General features: G+C 65.7%; 16 protein-coding genes. 6 read left to right on the top strand and 10 right to left on the bottom strand.

Annotation, left to right across the window (positions count from 1 at the left end):
• Positions 1-145: 145 nt before the first annotated feature.
• The 4 genes from FCN18_RS39145 to FCN18_RS21590 all read right to left on the bottom strand — a co-directional run bounded on the left by FCN18_RS39145 (position 146) and on the right by FCN18_RS21590 (position 2,024).
• On the bottom strand, positions 146-298 hold the full coding sequence (locus FCN18_RS39145; protein ID WP_158303150.1) for a hypothetical protein: 153 nt from the start codon (positions 296-298) through the stop codon (positions 146-148).
• Positions 299-421: 123 nt separating this feature from the next.
• On the bottom strand, positions 422-1,042 hold the full coding sequence (locus FCN18_RS21600) for a TetR/AcrR family transcriptional regulator (RefSeq protein WP_113645176.1): 621 nt from the start codon (positions 1,040-1,042) through the stop codon (positions 422-424).
• 38 nt (positions 1,043-1,080) lie between these two features.
• Positions 1,081-1,551 carry a MaoC/PaaZ C-terminal domain-containing protein gene (locus FCN18_RS21595; protein WP_199543554.1) on the bottom strand — a complete coding sequence of 157 codons (471 nt, stop codon included), beginning with the start codon at positions 1,549-1,551 and terminating at the stop codon, positions 1,081-1,083.
• Positions 1,548-2,024, bottom strand: a complete 477-nt coding sequence (locus FCN18_RS21590; protein WP_137095960.1) for an FAS1-like dehydratase domain-containing protein — start codon at positions 2,022-2,024, stop codon at positions 1,548-1,550. Before FCN18_RS21590 ends, FCN18_RS21595 begins: the two co-directional genes overlap by 4 nt.
• Positions 2,025-2,068: 44 nt before the next feature.
• Here FCN18_RS21590 and FCN18_RS21585 point away from each other — a divergent pair, with 44 nt between their 5' ends.
• From FCN18_RS21585 to FCN18_RS21575, 3 genes are all read left to right on the top strand, one after another.
• Positions 2,069-2,923, top strand: coding sequence for an SDR family NAD(P)-dependent oxidoreductase (locus FCN18_RS21585; RefSeq protein WP_206077960.1), 855 nt, complete (start codon positions 2,069-2,071; stop codon positions 2,921-2,923).
• Positions 2,924-2,983: 60 nt separating this feature from the next.
• Positions 2,984-4,183: a thiolase C-terminal domain-containing protein gene (locus FCN18_RS21580; RefSeq protein ID WP_113645180.1), complete on the top strand. Its 1,200-nt coding sequence runs from the start codon at positions 2,984-2,986 to the stop codon at positions 4,181-4,183.
• A 118-nt stretch (positions 4,184-4,301) separates the two neighbouring features.
• The gene (locus FCN18_RS21575) at positions 4,302-7,271 is read left to right on the top strand and encodes a helix-turn-helix transcriptional regulator (RefSeq protein ID WP_158303149.1); all 2,970 of its coding nucleotides are present in this window, start codon (positions 4,302-4,304) and stop codon (positions 7,269-7,271) included.
• A 30-nt stretch (positions 7,272-7,301) separates the two neighbouring features.
• Here the strand turns inward: FCN18_RS21575 and FCN18_RS21570 are convergent, their stop codons facing one another.
• The 3 genes from FCN18_RS21570 to FCN18_RS40245 all read right to left on the bottom strand — a co-directional run bounded on the left by FCN18_RS21570 (position 7,302) and on the right by FCN18_RS40245 (position 10,927).
• On the bottom strand, positions 7,302-9,095 hold the full coding sequence (locus tag FCN18_RS21570) for an AMP-dependent synthetase/ligase (protein WP_113645182.1): 1,794 nt from the start codon (positions 9,093-9,095) through the stop codon (positions 7,302-7,304).
• Between the two features lie 48 nt (positions 9,096-9,143).
• Positions 9,144-9,884 carry an SDR family oxidoreductase gene (locus tag FCN18_RS21565; RefSeq protein WP_228714070.1) on the bottom strand — a complete coding sequence of 247 codons (741 nt, stop codon included), beginning with the start codon at positions 9,882-9,884 and terminating at the stop codon, positions 9,144-9,146.
• 62 nt (positions 9,885-9,946) lie between these two features.
• Positions 9,947-10,927, bottom strand: coding sequence for a polysaccharide deacetylase family protein (locus tag FCN18_RS40245; RefSeq protein ID WP_137095958.1), 981 nt, complete (start codon positions 10,925-10,927; stop codon positions 9,947-9,949).
• A 259-nt stretch (positions 10,928-11,186) separates the two neighbouring features.
• Here FCN18_RS40245 and FCN18_RS40240 point away from each other — a divergent pair, with 259 nt between their 5' ends.
• Positions 11,187-11,720 (top strand): tyrosine-type recombinase/integrase, encoded by a 534-nt coding sequence (locus FCN18_RS40240; RefSeq protein WP_228714069.1) that lies wholly within the window; start codon positions 11,187-11,189, stop codon positions 11,718-11,720.
• Between the two features lie 322 nt (positions 11,721-12,042).
• Entirely contained in the window at positions 12,043-12,852 is an 810-nt protein-coding gene (locus tag FCN18_RS21550; RefSeq protein WP_137095957.1) for a hypothetical protein, read from the top strand.
• A gap of 27 nt (positions 12,853-12,879) precedes the next feature.
• Here the strand turns inward: FCN18_RS21550 and FCN18_RS21545 are convergent, their stop codons facing one another.
• Positions 12,880-14,340: a helix-turn-helix transcriptional regulator gene (locus FCN18_RS21545; protein WP_137095956.1), complete on the bottom strand. Its 1,461-nt coding sequence runs from the start codon at positions 14,338-14,340 to the stop codon at positions 12,880-12,882.
• 397 nt (positions 14,341-14,737) lie between these two features.
• On the opposite strand from FCN18_RS21545, the gene FCN18_RS21540 reads away from it, so the two are divergent.
• Entirely contained in the window at positions 14,738-15,145 is a 408-nt protein-coding gene (locus FCN18_RS21540; protein ID WP_137095955.1) for a hypothetical protein, read from the top strand.
• 180 nt (positions 15,146-15,325) lie between these two features.
• Here the strand turns inward: FCN18_RS21540 and FCN18_RS21535 are convergent, their stop codons facing one another.
• Positions 15,326-17,473: an FtsK/SpoIIIE domain-containing protein gene (locus FCN18_RS21535; protein ID WP_228714068.1), complete on the bottom strand. Its 2,148-nt coding sequence runs from the start codon at positions 17,471-17,473 to the stop codon at positions 15,326-15,328.
• Complete coding sequence (locus FCN18_RS21530) at positions 17,470-18,201, bottom strand: hypothetical protein (RefSeq protein ID WP_137095954.1); 732 nt, start codon at positions 18,199-18,201, stop codon at positions 17,470-17,472. Before FCN18_RS21530 ends, FCN18_RS21535 begins: the two co-directional genes overlap by 4 nt.
• Positions 18,202-18,483 lie beyond the last annotated feature (282 nt).

The following is an 18,483-nucleotide window of genomic DNA, read 5'->3' as shown; positions in this document are numbered from 1 at the left end:
ATGCAAAGCTGCGCGAGCAGCCTTCGCCTGCTTTGGGCTCCCAAGGGTGCCGCCGATGACGAACGTCTCCACGTCTTTCGGCAGGACGTACTCGGAGAGAACTTGAAGTGAACCAGGCGAGTTGGTACAGATAGATGCCACCGCTTTAGGCGACGCGGAGCCGCACCTTCGGCAATGCGTTCTCCTTGCGCAGCAACGTGACATCCAGGCGTGGTCGGTGTCTCTCGATGAGGTCGATGACGCGCCACCGGGTCGCCGGACGGCCGTTCTTGGCGTGGAATCCGGCAGGCAAGGACATGCCCTCAGCGGAGTCGCTCCGGCTTTTTCGGTCGCGGATCGACTGGGCAGGCACGCACTCGTCCCGCCGCATCCGCGACCGGGCGCGTTCGCGCTGGAACGATGATTCGCGGCGCAACCACACTCAACTCCTGTTCTCGACCAGCAGTCGTAACAGCTGATCACGCGTGTACTTCCACTGCCGCTGGACGCTTTCCTGCGAGTGTCCGAGCAGCCGCAGGACCGCCACCCCGCGCACCGTGCTGATCGCCATGGCGAACAGCTCATCGAAGTCCGCCGGCGCATCGTCGCATCCTGTCAGCCTGCGATGCGCCCACTCGTCGATCATGCGGTTGACCGTGTGCTCTTCGCGCTGCACCGCGTCGCGGAGCTGTTCATCGGCACGCGCCGCGAGCGACAGATCCAGCATCGCCGCGAACAGCGGGCCGGCGTATTGCTCGAACAGGGCGTCGAGAACCCGGCGAGTTGAGTTCAGGCTGCCGTCGCTGGTGATGCCTTCCAGTTGCTGCAGGCTGCGCTCGGCCAGGTGATGCACCGCCGCGGTGACGAGGCGATGCTTGTGCGGGAAGTGATGCTGCTGCGCGCCTCGGGAGATGCCCGCCCGGCGTGCCACACCGTGTGTGGTGAACCGCGCGAAACCACCGTCCAGCAACTCGTCCGCGGCAGCGTCCAGCAGCTGCCTGCGAGTTTCCGCGCTGCGCTCTTGTTTAGGGGGCTCCTGGTTCGAGCCTAACTGGATGGACATCGGACCACCGATCCTAGCCGCACCTGTCCGACCACGGTTCACCTGTCGCCGGCGGGTACATCGCCCGCCGGCGCCACTCGCGCGGTCGCTGCCGCGGTGAGTACACACCCACCGCCCTGGCGTGTCACGGTGAGATCGATGCGTGCGACCGGGTCCGCGCTCTCGGCGGATTCCACCCCGGTGACCACCCCGCGGAAGGTCAGCACGTCGCCCGGCCACACCTGGCCGGTGAACCGCAGCGAGAAGGATCGCACGTTCTCCGGACCCACCCAGGCGGCCAGCCGCTGCCCGAGTATCCCGGCGTGCATCATGCCGATGCCGAATACGCCCGGTAGTCCCGCTTCCTTGGCGAACTCCTCGTCGTGGTGGACGGGGTTGAAGTCGCCACTCGCTCCGGCGTACCGGACGATATGCGTCCTGGTCAGTGGACCGAACTCGTGCTCGGCCATGCTGTCGCCCTCGGCCATCGGTACCGGTGCTACTGGGATCTTGCTACCTGCGACGGTCACGACTGCTCCTTCCCTGTCGGTCCTGCGGTCTCGATCACCACGTCGCGGCGTGTGGCCACGCTGTCGCCGTGCTGGTTGGTAAAACCGGTCTCGATCGTCACCAGCGTCATCGACTCGCCGCGGTTGCCCACGCGTTCGGCGACATCGAGCACCGAGCTGCGTGCCGTGAGCTCGTCGCCGCAGCGAATCGGTCGCAGCATTGTCCAGCTGGCCTCACCGTGCAGTAGCCGGGCGAGGTCCAGGCCCAGCCGTACCGCACCGTCCAACGCGCCGTGTTCCCGCCAAAGGTCGGCGAGCACCGTGACCGTCGGTGGCACCGGAATATCGTCGAAACCCGCCTCGGCGGCGGCATCGTGGTCGCTCCACAACGGGTCCGTGCTACCGAAGGAGCGCGCCAGCTCGGCGAGCTTGCTGCGTTCGACCGGGAAGCGGACCGTGCCCAACTCCCGGCCGACGATTCCAGTGTCGACCATCGATCCTCCTAAAAAAATCCATCCGGATGGATTTTTATGTTACGGTGCCGGCATCCGCCAGGCAACAGAACGGAGCATCGATGTTTGAGGGCAAGGTGGCCGTCGTGACAGGAGGCGCACGCGGCATCGGTCGGGCGGCGGTCGAGACGCTCGCTGCGGGCGGCGCCAAGGTACTGATCAGTGACCTCGACGCGGACGCCGCGAAGGCTGCCTCCGAGGCGATCGCGGGCGAGACCGCGACTCATGCCGGCAACCTGTGCGACGAGGGCGAACCAGATGCGCTGATCCAGGCCGCGATCGACGAGTGGGGAAAGCTCGACATCGTCGTGAACAACGCCGGGTACATCACCGACGGCCCCCTGCACAAGCTGAGCGACCAGGACTTCCAGGACATGATCGACATTCATACGGTCGTGCCCTTCCGGGTCCTGCGCGCCGCCGCACCACACCTGCGCGAACCCGCGAAGCGGGAGAAGGCAGAAGGGACCGAGGTGTTCCGGAAGGTCGTCAACGTGACCTCGATGGCCGCCTACGGCAATGCGGGCCAGGCCAACTATTCCGCGGCCAAATCCGGCGTCATCGGCCTGACCAAGACGCTGGCCAAGGAGTGGGGACCGTTCAAGGTCAACGTCAACGCCGTCGCCTTTGGACTGGTCGATACCCGGCTTACCCAAGCCAAAACCAAGGACTCGGTCATCGCGATCGGTGACAAAGAGGTACACGTGGGCGTGCCCGAGCAGCTGCGCTCGATGATGAGCTCACTCGTGCCACTGGGCAGGAGCGCCACCCCGGAGGAGGCCGCCGGCGGGATCGCGTTCCTGTGCTCGCCGTGGAGCGACCACGTCACCGGGCAAGTACTCAATGTCGGCGGTGGCCTGCCGCTGGGGATGACCGCCTGAGCAGGAGTGTCCCGCGCACCGTGCACGAGATCCGTACCGCAGCGATTCCTGGAGCGCATCATGAGTAATCGAGTATTCGTCATCGGCGTGGGCATGAGCCCGTTCGCCAAGCCGGGCACCAAGGAGGGTGACTACCCGGATTGGGTCACCGAGGCCGGCACCGCCGCACTGGCCGAGGCCACGATCCGGTACGAGCAGATCGAACGCGCCTTCGTCGGCTATGTCTACGGCGACTCGCCCAGCGGACAGCGGGCGCTGTACGGGCTGGGGCTGACGGGTATCCCCATCATCAACGTCGACAACGCTTGCGCCACCGGTTCGACCGCGCTGTACCTGGCGCGCGAAGCCGTCCAGTACGGGCTTGCCGAGTGTACGCTGGCCGCCGGGTTCGAGAAGATGGAGCGTGGCTCACTGGGCGCCAAGTTCCCGGACCGCGCCAGCCCGATGGATCGGCACATTGAGGCGCTGCAACGCCTTGTCACTCCGGAGGATGTCCCGTTTGCTCCCCAGATGTTCGGCAACGCGGGACGCGAACACATGCGAGAGTACGGTTCGGCGCCGCACCACTTCGCCTGGATCGGCTGGAAGAACCACAAGCATTCGGTGCACAATCCCTACGCGCAGTTCCAGCAGGAGTACACGCTGGAGGAAGTCGAGCAGGCCAAGGTCATTCACGACCCGCTGACCAAACTCCAGTGCTCGCCAACCTCGGACGGCGCGGCTTGCGCGGTCCTGGCCTCGGAACGCTTCGTCGATGCCAATGACCTGTGGGCCAATGCCGTCGAGATCACCGCGCAATCGATGGTCACCGACACCACATCGACGTTCGATACGACGGCGAACTGCCGCACCGTGGTGGGCTACGACATGTCGCTAGAGGCAGCCGGCAACGTCTACGCCGCCGCCGGGATCGAGCCGAGTGATCTCGACGTGATCGAGCTGCACGACTGCTTCTCGACCAACGAGTTGATCACCTACGAGGCGCTCGGCCTCGCGCCGGAAGGCGAGGGGCACAAGCTGGTCGAGACGCGAGCCACCACCTACGGCGGGAACGGACCTGTGGTGAACCCGTCGGGTGGCTTGATTTCCAAAGGCCATCCGCTCGGTGCTACCGGACTCGCCCAGTGCGCTGAGCTGTGCTGGCAGCTACGAGGCGCCGCGGGCGCCCGACAGGTACCCAAGGCGCGCACCGCGCTACAGCACAATCTCGGGCTTGGCGGCGCGGCGGTCCTCACCGTCTACCAGGTGACCGGGCGTTGAACGCCTAGCGCTGGGCATCGGGGATGATGCCCGCGTGCGGGCACCGTACGCACTACGCGCGCACCTTTCGGATGCGCCCGGCAACGGCTAAGGTTCCGATATGGGTGGCCGAGGCAGAGTGGTCTCGTCGCTATACAGTGCCCGCCGCGGCGGGACGGCCGATCAGTCCACTGGCGACACGCGCTGGTCGCCCAAGGAACGCGATGTGATTGTAGGGCGTTCGGCAGAACTCGACGCGCTCGCCGCTGCCCTGGAGTCCACAACCCGCCGTGGTGACGGGCGCCTGGCCGTGTCCGGAGAGGCCGGGATCGGCAAAAGCTTGCTGCTTCGGCGACTGCGCGAGCAGGCCACGAAATCGGGTTTGCGCATCGCCAGTGGACGGGCGACCGAGTTCGAACAGGACGTGCCGTTCGGACTGGCAATTGACGTTCTGGGCCGGCTGTTCGACGATCCGGCACACGATCTGAGCCGGCTCGGCGAGGAACGGCTCGCCGAGCTGCGCGCGGTGTTTCCCGCGTTCAGCTCGGCGGGCAGCCACGCTCGCGGCCTGGCCATCGAGAGGTTCCGCCTGCACCATGCGGTCCGTGCGGCTCTGGAAGAGCTGGGCCAGCACCGGGGACTGCTGGTCGTGTTCGACGACGTCCACTGGGCTGACGAGCCGTCCGCCGAGCTACTCGCGCACCTGCTCAGTCACGGCTGTGCCGGGCCGATATGCATCGCCGTCGCCTACCGTCCGATCCACCTGCCGCGGATGCTCTCGCACGCGCTGGCCAGCGGGGTGCGAGAGGGAACGACCACGCTGCTGGAAGTTGGCCCGTTGGACCGCGCCGATGCCCAGCGCCTGCTCGGTGTGGACGGTGGGGCCCATTTCGAGGAGTGCTACCACCAAAGTGGCGGCAACCCGTTCTTCCTGACCGAGCTGGCACGGAGCCTGCCCGCCGACAACCCCGACGCGACACAGCGACGAATGGGCGAGGCCGCGGTGCCCCCCGCGGTGCAGCAGGCGATCACGCACGAGTTCGACAGCGTCTCCCCGGACGCACGGGCGCTGGCACAGGCCGCGGCGGTGGCAGGCGAGCCGTTCGACATCGAGTTCGCCGCCGCGGTAGCAGCCATCGCGCGTGCGACGGCGTTGTCCGCGCTGGACGAACTCACGGCAAGCGGGTTGGTGCGTGCCATCGACAGCGCGCAGCTGTACATGTTTCGCCACCCGATCGTGCGGCACGCCGTGTACACATCGGTCGGTGATGGTGCCCGGATCGCCGCGCACGCCCGAGCGGCCACGCTGCTCGCGGAGGCCGGGGCACCGCTGGCAGCACGGGCCCACCACGTTGAGCGGTCCGCCTCACCCGGTGATGGGCAAGCGAGTGACCTGCTCAGCGCGGCGGCCACCGCCAGCGCGTCGCGTGCCCCGGCAGTGGCGGCCGGCTGGTTGCGGGCGGCGATTCGGCTGCTGCCGCCGGATACCAGCGAACAGCGGCGCATCGAGCTGCTGGTCGCCCTTGCCAACTCGCTCAGTGCCGCCGGCCGGCTCGAGGACAGCCGCGCGGCGCTCAGCGAAGCAACATTGCTGGTGCCGGAGCACGACGCGGTCGGCAAGGCGCGGTTGCTCGGCGCGCTCGTGCGGCTGGACCACCTATGCGGCGACGCGCGCCGGCAGGCGAGCTCGCGGCTGCGTGACGCATTGGCACAGCTGGGGGATACCGCCTCGGTCGGTGTCACCGCGGTCACCCTCGAACTCGCCAGCGACCACGCACATCTGGGGGACTGGGCGGAAACCGTGCGGCTGGCCAAGCGGGCCTGCACGCAGGCACGCTCCCTGGATGAGCCGATACTCGAAGCGTCCGGGGCGAGCATTCTCGCCTGCGGCCGGTACTACCTCGGCGACACGGCCGCGACGGTGCGGTCGGTGGATCGCGCCAGTGGTGTCGTCGACCGCCTAACCGACGCCGAGCTGGTCGCGCACACCGAGGCGATCGGCCTGCTCGCGGCCGCGGAAATCGGCGTCGAGCGCTACGACGACGGCGTGCGGCACGCCGAACGTGCCCTGGCCATCGCGCGCGCCAGCAACCACGGCAGGGCGTTTCCCGCGGCGATGGCCGCGCTGTCGATGGCACACCTCTGGCTCGGCAATCTGCGGGATGGCGCGAAACTCGCCGAGGCCGTCATCGAAGCCACGCACCTCGCGCGCAATACTGGCACATTCTGGGCACTCGGGTTCCGCAGCTGGGCGGCGTTGCTGCTCGGCGATCTCGACGACGCGATCCGGTACGGCGAGCGCGGCACGGCCATGGGGGAGTCACTTTCTGCCAAGGGATTTGGCTGGTTCCTGCAGTGGTCGGCAGGGTTGGCACAGATCGAGAGTGGTGAGGTCGCTCGTGGCAGGGAGCGGATCCTGATTCACTGCGGCGGCCCGGAGCTCTCGCCCATCGAGCTCGGGTGGCGGCCGTACTGCTACGCGATGCTGTGCTCGGCCGAACTGTCACTCGGCGATGTGGGCGCCGCGGCGGATTGGGCACGCCGCGCCCAATCCGCCGCCGAGCAGTTGGGCTTGCCCGGCAAGCTTGCCGACGCGCGCCTGGCTGCCTCCAACGTCGCGCTGGCGCGCGGACAGCCGGTCAAGGCAGCCGCCGATGCGGCGGCAGCAGCGCGGGACTTCGTCGGCGTCGGCCGGACGGTGGACGCCGCGCGAGCGTGGCTCGGCGAGGGGCGCGCGCTGCTCGAGATGGCCGAGCAGCAGCATGCGACGGAACGCTTCGAGCAGGCGTACTTCGCCCTTGCCCGGTGCGGTGCGGCGCGCTACCGGGACGAGGCCGCGCAACAACTACGCGCGCTGGGGCGGCGAGTAATCCACCATGGACAGTCCGCTTACGCGTGCCGCGGTCTCGGTGTGCTCAGCTGCCGCCAGCGTCAGGTCGCCGAGCTCATCACCCGCGGCCTGAAGAACCGCGAGATCGCCGATGAAATGTTCGTGAGTCTCAAAACCGTGGAGTCACACATCGCGCAGGTATTCGACAAGTTGGGCGTTTCCTCGAGGGCCGCGGTGGCCAGCATGATGGAGCGGATGGCGTACGAGGATGCGGACTGAGCCACGCCGACAGCGAGCGAGTGGCCCGGCTCAACTGTCGGCATAGAGCTCCTCGATGGTGTCGGCGTACTTCGCCGCGATAGATTTGCGTTTCAGCTTCGACGTCGGGGTGAGCTCGTCCCCGTCCGGTAGCCACTCGACGGGCAGCACGCGGTAGCGCTTGACCTGTTCCACTCTGGACAGTGTGGCGTTGGCACGCTCCACGGCGGCGGCGATTGCCTCGTCGAGAAATCCACCGCCGATCAGGTCGGCAAGCGACGTGCCGCATAGGCCGTGGGAGCGGGCCACCGTGGCGGCGCTGTCCGGGTCGGGCACGAGCAGCGCAACGTTGAACGGCCGGGCGTCGCCGATACAGCACGCTTGCCCGATCAACGGCGAGGAGTTCATCAGTGCTGCCTCGATGTTGGCAGGTGACATGTTCTTGCCGGCCGCGTTGATAATGAGGTCCTTCTTGCGATCGATGATCACGAGGTGTCCGGCATCGTCGAGCCGCCCGATGTCGCCGGTGCGCAGCCACCCGTCCGAACTCAGCACCTCTGCGGTCCGCTCAGCGTCATGCCGGTAGCCCCGCATGACGTGTGGCCCCCGCACCAACACTTCGCCGTCGACGTCCAAACGCAGCTCGGTGTTCGGCATGGGTGGGCCCACGGTGCCGATGCGGATCGAATCCGGCCGGTTGATGGCTCCGAGCGCGCTCGTCTCGGTCATGCCCCAACCCTCGCAGACCCGGACACCGATCGCGTAGAAGAACTCCACCACGTCCGTCGGGATCGGCGCCGCACCACTGATGATCCAATCGGCCCTGTCCAGCCCGATGCGTTCCCGAATTCCGGCGAAGATGGTCTCGTCCGCCCGCTGCCATTCCCGCAGCACCTCGGCGGGGACGGCCTCGCCGCGTTGCTCCGCGCGGACCTTCTCGAGTCCGGTACGGACAGCGCGGTCGATGGCTTCGGCTCGCTCGTGTGGCTCTTTCGCGAAACCGGTGAGCAGCGCGGCGCGCAGCTTCTCCCACACCCGGGGCACCGCCATGAACATCGACGGCCGGCACCCGGGTAGGGCGCTCATGACCTGGGCGGGGTCGGCCACCGTCGTGGTCTCCGCCCCCGTTGCCATGGGGACATAGTGCGCCACCAGCCGGTCGGCGAGGTGCGCGTGCGGCAGGTAGGAAACGGCGCTGCCAGCGACCCGTAACCGCACCTGGCTGTCACAGCCGCGGATCGCGTACATCATGTTGGCGTGGGTCAGCTCCACGCCCTTGGGCGGCCCGGTTGTCCCGGATGTGTAGATCACCGTAGCCAGGTCACTGGGTCGGATCTGTCGGGCTGCGGCGGCAAGGTCGAAGCCCCGCGCATGGCCGGCCTCCAGCCGCTCGAGAGTGAGACCCTCATCGCCGTCGATGACCACCATGTGCTCCAGCCACGGCGTCGCTGCTCCGCGCACCCGCGGCAGGAAGCGGCTTTCCACGAACAGCACCCGGCACGCCGCGTTGTCCAGCACGTACGCGATCTGTTCCGGCGCCGAGGTCACGTACATAGAGAACGGGATGGCACCCAGATGCAGCGTGGCCGTGTCGATCAGATGGAACTCCGGCCGGTTGGCCAGCATGATGCCGACCGAATCGCCCCGGCGCACTCCGAGCGACGCGAGCGCTTCGGCGATACGCCGCACCCGGCGGGCGTACTGCCGCCAAGTCAGCCGCACCTCATCGCCCGGCGTGCGCAGCGCAGGCTGGTCGGGCAACCGCTCGACGGTGCGCTGAAACGCCTCGCACAACGTGCTGGCGTGCAGCCCGGGGGCATTGGTGGAGGTAGTCGCGTTGTCCATCGCATACACCCTTCTTCGTCGTTGATCGGGGAGGGTTCGCGGTGCCGTTCAGCTACACCCGCTCACACCACCGTCGAGTGGGATCACGGTGCCGGTGAGGTAGGAACCGGCCCGGGACGCCAGGAACTGGACGATGCCGGCGATGTCACCAGGCTCGCCGGTCCTGGCGAGCGGGATCTGTTCGAGCAGCCGCGCACGGTGCTCGGGGTCGTCCAGCAGGTGTCGCGACATCGGCGTCTCGAACCAGCCCGGCGCGACGGCGTTGACGGTGACCGCTTCCGCCGCCAGATGCCTGGCCAGGTGGCGGGTCAGCATGTGCACGGCGGCCTTGCTGGCGCTGTACGAGTAGTTGTCCAGCTCGGGTACGACCAGCCCAGCCGTGGAGCCGATGTTGATAACCCGCGCGGGATCGGCACTGGTCGCGGCGGCACGCAACGCCGGTAGCAGCGCCACCGTCAGCTGGAAGACACCCTTCACATTGGTGTCGAGCACCTTGTCCCAACCATGTTCGGGGAACTCGTCGATGGGCGCACCCCAGGTAGCACCCGCGTTGTTAACCAGCACATCCAGCGCACCGCCGGCGTACTGCTGTACCGCGTCGCTGAGGGCATGCCGCCCCTCGCCGGTGGCGACATCGGCCACGACCGCCCGGCAATCACCGCGCCGGGCCAGTTCGTTCGCGGCCGCTTCGACGGCATCCGGCTTGCGGGACGAGACCAGTACCCGCGCCCCGGCATCGACCAGGCCACTGGCGATCATGTACCCGATCCCGCGCGAGCCTCCGGTCACGAGCGCTGTCTTACCGCCGACCGAGAAATACCCGGCCGCGCTGTCCTCCGTTGGCACCGCGGCTACCAGTCGAACTCGTCGAATGCCGGCTGTGCGCCGAACGCCTGCGCGGCGTTCAACATGATCGTGCCGAGTACTTCTTCCTCGCTCATGCCGTCCACCGGAGTGACCGCGCGTACCTCCGCCAGCAGCTTCCGCGGCGGTGTGCCTTCCACGTCCACACCGGCGTACTCCGCCCATTTCTGCGTCGAGTTACGGAACATCTTTGTCGTCACCGGCGGGTGGATGGCGTTGGCGGGATCCGCCATAGCCTCCTCGAGTGTGACGAACTCGACGCCCAGGTCCTGGTAAGCCTCCAGGATCCGGTCCGCGGTATCGGCCATCACCGCGGTACCGTGCATCAGTCCGATGTGGATGGGGTCTCGGCCGTGGATCTTCCGCGCCGCCGCGCACTGGCTCTTCAACTGCGAGACCGCGGATTCCACGACCTTGTCCTGTACCCAGCGGCGTGCTTCGTCGTCACCCGCGACCAGGGTGCGCCAGTACGGAACGATGAACTGGGCGTCGTAGAACCAGCAGCTCACCGGTGCCGGCAGATACCCGGCGCTGGCCAGGTAGGCCTGAACCTCGTTCGTCTTGGCTTCCGTGTCTCCCCACATGTCCATGCAGTACCGGAAGTACCGGGTGGGAGCTTGCCCGAGCCATCGACCGATCAGCTCCTCGCTGCGCTGGATATCCTCGATGTACTGCTTGGGGTCCACCCAATTCAGGCTCGCGTGGTAGTGCCCGTGATTGCCGACATGGTTGCCGGCCTCGCACCATGCGTCGAACGCCCGGAACAGGTCGCTGTCCGCCTCAGCCGGCGAGGTGTTGGAAAACGAGTACACCGCCGGAAGGCCGTGGCTTGCGAACGACCGGCACAGCGAACGGACAACACGGTGCGCGGAATAGCCGTCCGGGTACGGCAACCCGCGAAACTGCAATATGTCGTCGACGCTCATGGCTAGCTTGATTGGGGCGTCGGGAGAAAGCCGCTCGCTCATCGATGTCAGCCCTTCGACTGGTAGACGGTCGCTGGTTCCTGCGTGTCACGGGAATGCGGTGACAGTGCCAGCGCTCACCCGGCGTGCCAACCCGGTGAAACCCTGAAAGCACACCCTGACGGTCACCCTGAACCCCGCAGTTCTTCCTGGTCAGCGGCACGCTCGAGCTGACCCGCCGCGCCCAGCCTGATCAACAGGCTCGATTCCGTGTGAACGTCGGTGTCGGCCGGTCGTCAGAGAGATCGAAAGCCTGGGCAAGATGAAGCACCGCAAGGAGCGCACGGTCAACGGCCGCGCCATCGGCGCTGTCGTGGGCGTCTTCCACGCTTCACCTGAGGCTGAGCGCTGGGACCTTGTCGACCTGGTGGACCGGGTGACCGGGCAAGGGTTGTTCGTCCAGAACCACACGAAGAGCGTCGCGGGCATGCGGACCATACGCCCGCCAGCTTGGGTGATGGACATCTTGAAGCGACGCCATGCCGAGTCCGACTCGCCGTGGGTGTTCCCTTCGTCAACCGGCACGCTGCGCGACCCCGACAACACCCGCGCGCGCATCCGCCAGGTGGTCGCTGGTACTTCCTTCGAGGGCCTGCACCCGCATGACTTCCGGCACTACGTCGCGGGCGTCCTCGATGACGCAGGGCTGACGGCTCGAGAGATCGCCGACTATCTCGGACATGAGCGCATCAGCACGACGCAGGAGGACTACATGGAACGTGGCGTGGTGGGCGAGGACGCTGGTCCGGCGCTGGCCGAGCGGCCACCGATCACGAATCCCAAAGACAAGGGTTGAACGTGGGGAGGTTCGCCGTAGATCCCCTGGTCAGCTCTGGACCAGGGGGTGTGCGCCCCCGGCAGGATTCGAACCTGCGACACCCGCTTTAGGAGGGAACTTCTCCGCTGGTTCAGTGGTATCTACCTGCACTTTTGTTCCCGCTGCCGCCGCACCACGACCCGCAAGAGCCTCTCGTCCCTAGAGTTCGCACCACAAGTCGCACCACGCTTGGCGGCCGTCGGGCCGATCGGATTTGGTCCTGCCCAGCCACCGTGAGTGACTGCGTAGTGTCTGACACTCGCTCAGTAACGGCTGGCACCCGGGAAACGACGGTGCAGGCATGTTCTCAACTAATGCCGTCCATCCGATCGCCTTTCCGTGGGCAGAGGCGACCGCTGCCACGTGGTCGGCTATGGCGGCTCTCGGTACGCTCTTGGTCGCGCTGATCGCAGCTGGATTTGCTTGGCGACAGGTGAATGAGGCAAGAAGACTTCGCGAGGAACAGGCCGAACCGTACGTTGCTGTATTTCTGGAATTGGATTACGTGACCTCGAGTATCGACCTTGTTGTCAAGAATTTTGGAAACACTGCTGCTTTCGATATTTGTATATCGAGTGAACCAGTCTTGGAGCGCAGTAAGGACGACGCTGGAAACGTTGAAGAGGTAAAGATGCCAGCCGTCATCAAGACTCTTGTTCCCGGCCAGGAGTGGCGAAGTCTTCTCGATTTCTCGACGTCTCGCGCCAAGACCAAACTGCCAAATCACTACGACCTCACCGTAAACTTTACTAGTCAAGGCCCAGTAAAGCTAGCCCGCAAGGGTGAACGCAGAACGAAAGAGCACGCGTATACTTACTCGCTCGATATTGCAGCACTCGAATCGACGCAGTACGTTGTCCGATACAATATTCATAACGTTGCAAAGGAATTGAAGAAGATCCGCGACGCCGTGGAGAAATGGCGAGAAGGCGTTGGTCAGCGTGGCATGGCAGTCTGGGTTCGTGATGGCCATGCCAAGGACGAACGCAGGCGTGCCGAGCTGGCAGAGGTTCGCGCACAGCGAGAGGCATTGACGTCGAAAATACTGTCTACAGAGCCGGTCAAGGTTGACCCAACTGACGAGCATCCGGGCGACGGTGCCCAAGCGTAGGGGTTGCCCTCACCGCGACTTGCTGCGCTAGGTACGGTCTACTTGCAGGCGATCCAGGCCTTGGCAAAAGGCGAAGAGTCCTTCATTGTTCCAAGATTTTCCGGTTAGTAGATGCGTCAGTGCATGATCGTCGCGACTGGAGCAACTCCTGAGCCCCTTGGTTTCCCAGTTGGCTTCGATGTGCCCGGCGAACCGTGACCAGAATGTTGGAGCGTCGATGGCTGCGAGGCAAGAGAATTCGAAGTTGCCACTGACAAGGTTCAGCCCCAACCCTGTGGAATCCAACCGCAAGTACCCCGCCTCCTGGGAGGTAAGCCACTGCATTGGCTCAGACATGCGGCGAGGGTGCATCGGCGATATGGCCCGAGCTGAGTCGATGGTGCTATCGAGATCGCTTCGGCCGAACAGTTCCTCTTCGATCTCGCGCAGCAGTGTGGTGCGCAAGGAGGTATCGGCTTCATAATCCGTCAGCGGTTGATGAAACCCTTTGGGAATCACCGTGAGTTGTTGCGTGGCGTTTACGACGAGGGCCGAGCGCTCCTGGACCAGCAGAGCGTAGTCAGCGTCGCGATGCGGTCCAGCGGGACGCGCGATCGCGGACAAGGCAACGATTCCGCCCGCGCACAATCTGGACGGCAGGTCGATGACGGACGTGATGGTTGGAAGGTACCTGTCTCGCAGGGGGAGTGAACCACGTTCGACCGTGCGCTTCTCCGCAAGAGCGTCGAGCAGCTCGTTTTCGAGTAGGTCCATGGTCAGGGCGTACTCTGCGAAGTCGGCAAGGCCAACGGTTGCGTGTATGCCGTCGGGCATCATTGCGGCGCTCAGCAGGCGATAGATGGGTTCGTTGGTGAGCCGGATTCCTGAGACTTCCACTTCGGCGAGCCGGTCAAGGGCCGGTTCGGGTTCGATGTCGATTGATGAGTCGTAGCTCTTCGACTGGACGAGCGTGATGTGCTCCGTTTCGGCTGTCAGCGGGATCTGGACGTCGAGCCAGTCCGGGCGAGTAAGGATGCTCGTCTCGATCTCGCGGCCTGCCACATTGGCTGTGTAAGCGAAGTAGTCGGGATCGTCTCCGTAGTACGCCTTGAGCGCGCTCGTGACTTGGCTGCGGGGCACTCGGGCGCGGCGCGCACGTCGAGCCGGTAGCTCGCGTCGTGTCTTGGGTAGACGGGCGGTGACTCGCCATGCGCTCGTTCCGGGTGTCCAGCCGAGCTGCTCGTCGAGCCAGCCACAAGCCGCATCGACGTCAGGGCTGAGGCTTGCTGGCGCTTCGAAAGTGTTGACGTCGATCAAGTTGCGAAGCTGCTCTGGTGTCTGCTGCAGCAGTCGCGCTAGCTTGGGCCGGAGGTAGGGAAGTGGCGCATAGTCGCCCGCCTCCCAGCGGATGACGGTCGACCGGTCGACCTTGAGGGCAGCGGCAAGGCTCTCTTGCGTGTGACCTGCCGACTTCCGCGCGGCTGCAAGGCCCCTTCGTCTCGTAGGCACTGCCGCGCACCTCCCTACTTGCTCCAGCCTGCCTTAGCTTATCAACTGACTCGGTATTTCTGCAGGTGAAGGCGGCAACTGCAACATTCTCGCGACGAGATTCCTACATCGCTGCTCTGTTCGTGAAGCTCCTGAGTGGGTTGTGTCAGGGCTTGTGACATCAGCACTGGCGATTGGGAGGTGAATCGGTGAATGCGACCAGACAGTTGTTCGTGACGTGGTACCGCTGCGCAGTGGATGGGCGGGACCATGCGGTTACCGATGAGGAGTTTGCGGCTGGCCGGACAGACGGAAAGTACGCGGCTGTCTGCGGACACGAAGTGATCACGGTGTCGGCTTTGGCGCCTCCGGGTGCGGAGTGCACGGCCTGCATTGCTCGGCTCGGGGGGTACGGGTAATGAGCTTGAACTTCGATCCTGGTGGGTACTACGCGGCGTTGGACACTTCGCAGTGGCTGAAGCTCAAGGAGGCACTGGACGGCAACGAAGACCAGCGACAGGCAGCACAGGATGTGCTTGGTTCGCTGGTGTTGTCGGACTGGCTCGAGCCTGAGCCGGAGCTGGACATGGCCACGCGCCGCCCCGAGCAGATCTCGACTATGCGGGAAGCACGCGAGGCGTACGAGGACCGATGCGTCGAGAAGCGGAGTCGGTTCGGCATCGATGTGTTGCAGCGGCAGCTCGACGCTGATCACCCGTACGACTATCTGCATCTTGAAGCGACCGGGCGCACGCTGCTCCGAGTCGCTGTTGAGTTGCTTGACCTTGCTCGCCAGCGCGAACTGGACGCGGAGGTTGATACCTGACGGCGCACGGAGAGGGAGGGACAGCGCTGCTACTGCGAACCGCGAAACAGCAGCGATCGCCGAACCGGAATCGAAGCCCAACTTGGTTCCCTGGACGACGTTTTCCCTGGTCATCGTGGGGACAAAGCAGCGTGAGGGGCGTGGGGAGATCTCCCCACGCCCCTCACGCTTCCCTCGCTGTCAGCCCGATTCCTCCTGAGGCGCCGCGCGCCGAGTGAGTGCCTCTCGTACATCCTCTGCGCGCACAACTTGGACACCGCCCGACTTTCTGGGACCGAAGCCGGACTCGCCGAGAATCGCCTTCAGATCGGAGAAGGTCCAGCGTTCGTACTCGGCAGCGTTGTGCTCAGCGAGTCGGGCGAGCACAACCCTGGTGGGTACTCGGCGTTCGTCCCGCATTACCGTCGCCACGTCTGCGAGGTGATCGACCGGCGCGGCCTCGATCTCCGGATGTGCGTTGCCCGCGATTGCCCGCCCGTCCTCGCTCATGATCGAGAGAGCGCGTTCGATAACCGGTGTCACCATGTCGACTTCGTCTTCGAACGGTACATAGAACGTCCGGATCAGATCGAAACTTGCATCCGTAACGCCAACCGCGACGCACGTGCCCCGGTCGGTCTTCATGCGTAGGTCGGTCGCGCGAATGCCTGCCCGGTACCTGCCCGAGCCGAGCAGCCCATCGTTCGCGACCTGGTCGGCTACCGAGAACGCCACTCCGCAAGAAACGTTGCGGGTGACCTCGCGAGGGATCGAGTCCTTCGTCGGGGACTGTGTTGCCAGCAGTAGTACGATCCCGTACTTCCGTCCGCGCTTGATGAGCCGCACCGCGTGCTCAGCGGCACGTTTGCCGAACTTGGGATGCTGGAACAGCTCGTGGCACTCGTCGATCGCGCACACCAGCGGATGCAGAACCAGACGGGGCTTGTCAGCGAGCTTGCGTGACACCTTCGGCGGCCTACCTGGCTGCTCGCCGAGTACCTTGCCGCGCCGCTCCATCTCCGTCAGCAGGTCTTCCAGCGCAGCGACGGCAGCTTCCGCGACTGCGTCGTCCATGCCCATTCGATAGCGAGCCGTGCGCGGCTGGAACGGATCGAAGTCGGGCGACTCGCCCATGACAAAGATCCACAGCTCGGCGCTCGGATCGAGCGCGGCACCCAGCAGTAGGGTTCGCAGTGCCGCAGACTTGCCCTGACCGGGCCTGCCGCCGATCAGCCAGTTCGCCTCGATCAGTGGCGCGTTGACGACCACGCCACGTTGGGTGAGGCCGAACGGCACGCCGTCGAAGACATCGGCCTGCCCGTCGTACTGCAGCGGCCATTCTCCGGCGCCGCCCGCGAGCGCACCCTTGTCAGCGACCCACAGATCGAGCACTCCGGCTTCGTCGCCTTCAGTGGGCCAGGTTTCCAGCTTGGCCCGTGCGAGGTTGGCAGCCAGCTTGTCGCGCCGGTCGGCCACCATGTCCGCCGTCGTGCCCAATGGCAACCGCAACTGGACGTAGGTGCCGTTGCCGTCTCGCCGGGCTGGGACGCTGTACAGCAGGTCTCCGCCGTTCTTGAAGAAGGTGTTCAGCGGCGAGATGCCAAGGTGTGCGAGCGCCTTGGACACCATCCGCTCATCGATCCATGAATCCGCGTCCTCGCGATCAGGTTGTGTCAACCAGCCGGTACCCGGTTCCCGGCTACGCCCCTCCCATGCAGCGGCGACAAGCCAACCAACTGGTGCGACGAGCAGCAGCACGGACGCAAGGGCCTTGAGTACATCCCACCCGCGATCGATCAGGCCGAGCAGTTCGGCCAGCCACGGCCACATGTCGGTTCGCGCCATCCACGAGTCCACACACCAGAGCATGAGTGCCACAGGCGCGACTCCCGAAGCGGCGACCACGCAGCGGTGCAGCACGATCGCGGCGCGACCCCAGCGGGCCTTCGAGTCCGCACGGATCAACTCTTGCGCCTTTCGCCGGGCCTCGGCGTCACCTGTGAGCCGCGCGGCACGGGCATCGGCGCGAAGATCGCCGTACGTTGCCCAAGTCCACGCCTTGGCGATCCAGCGGCCGTGACCGCGAAGCACGAACCACAAGAGGCGTGCGAGGTCGCGGGGGAGCTTCCGGAGTCGGTACGCGATCACCGCACGGGTATGTGCCACGCGCGGTGCCATCCACCAGTACCGCACGAACGATCGAAGCCACGCCAGGGTGGGCCGACGACCCTTCGGGGCGGCCGGTTGCTCGCCGGGCGCGAACTCCGCATCGAACACCTTGGGCTCTAGCACAGAGCGTTCATGGCGGCCGTTCACAGCCGCACCGTGCTGTCTGTCGTAGGTGTTCACGGGTTGGCCTCCCGTTCCGCGATCTCGGCTGCCAGCGTGGCCGCCAGGCGAGACGACAAGCCGCGCGAGCACGCGGTGACCTGCCGCACCCATGCGGGCGTGATCTCGATGCCGGGCGTCCACGCGTGGCGCGCCTCAGTCAGGTAGTCCGCGAAGAGTTTCCGGCGGCCACCGGCGTGTGTCCTGATCTCCGTTCGATGTGACCCACCTCCGGTCGAGGCTGGCTTCGATTCCTGTAGCGCAGCCAGGGCGGCTGCGGTGAGCTTGTCCCGAAGGTCGGTCACGGCCTCGGCTGCCATGAACACGAGCAGAGGCGGGACCGAGTGCAACACGATCCCGGCCCATGAACCGGCCACGAACGATGCCCAGGTGTTCATGACGTACGTCGCACCCAGAGTGAACCACTTCGCGCGCCTCACCCACGGTCCCATCCGCACGCCGTACCGCGCGGTGACTTGCTCGGCACGCAGGATCGCGATCAGTACGAGAGACACCGTGGGATCGAGCAGCCATGCGGCGAGCCACGGCAACGACCACGCAGGTGCACCAGCCGCCGCGAAATGCTGCACGTTCGTCATCGTGAACGCCAGCCCCATCGTGATCCCGGCCCAGCACAGCCGGTCCACCTGCTCACGTACACGCTCCACTCGGAAGGCCGCTTCGTCCGTGGGGCCGGCGGGTGGCCGCCCAGAGGCGGCCACCCCTTCCCAGTAGCGTTGCCGGGTCATCGCCGACCACCCCGAACACGAGGTGTATCTACGACGGTCTTGACCGTTAAAGCCTTCGTCAGCGCGTACGCTGCGAACAGAGCTGGGATGCCAAGAACCGCGACCACTAGAGCGCGATTGCCACCAGCCGTGACGATCACGACCCATTGGACGCCAACGATCAGTCCGGCCGTAAGCACCACTCGGCCAAACAACGACAGCAGCCGGTCGCTCGACCTCGTGGCGTCGAGCGACCGCCGTCGCTTCCACGCAGCGATCCTCCACAGCAAGACCCAGCCGAGC

Origin of the sequence: Prauserella endophytica (assembly GCF_005146945.1) — a bacterium.
Classification (GTDB): domain Bacteria; phylum Actinomycetota; class Actinomycetes; order Mycobacteriales; family Pseudonocardiaceae; genus Prauserella_A; species Prauserella_A endophytica.
Note: the sequence above shows the minus strand (reverse complement) of the source record. Positions and strands in the feature narration are given on the sequence as shown.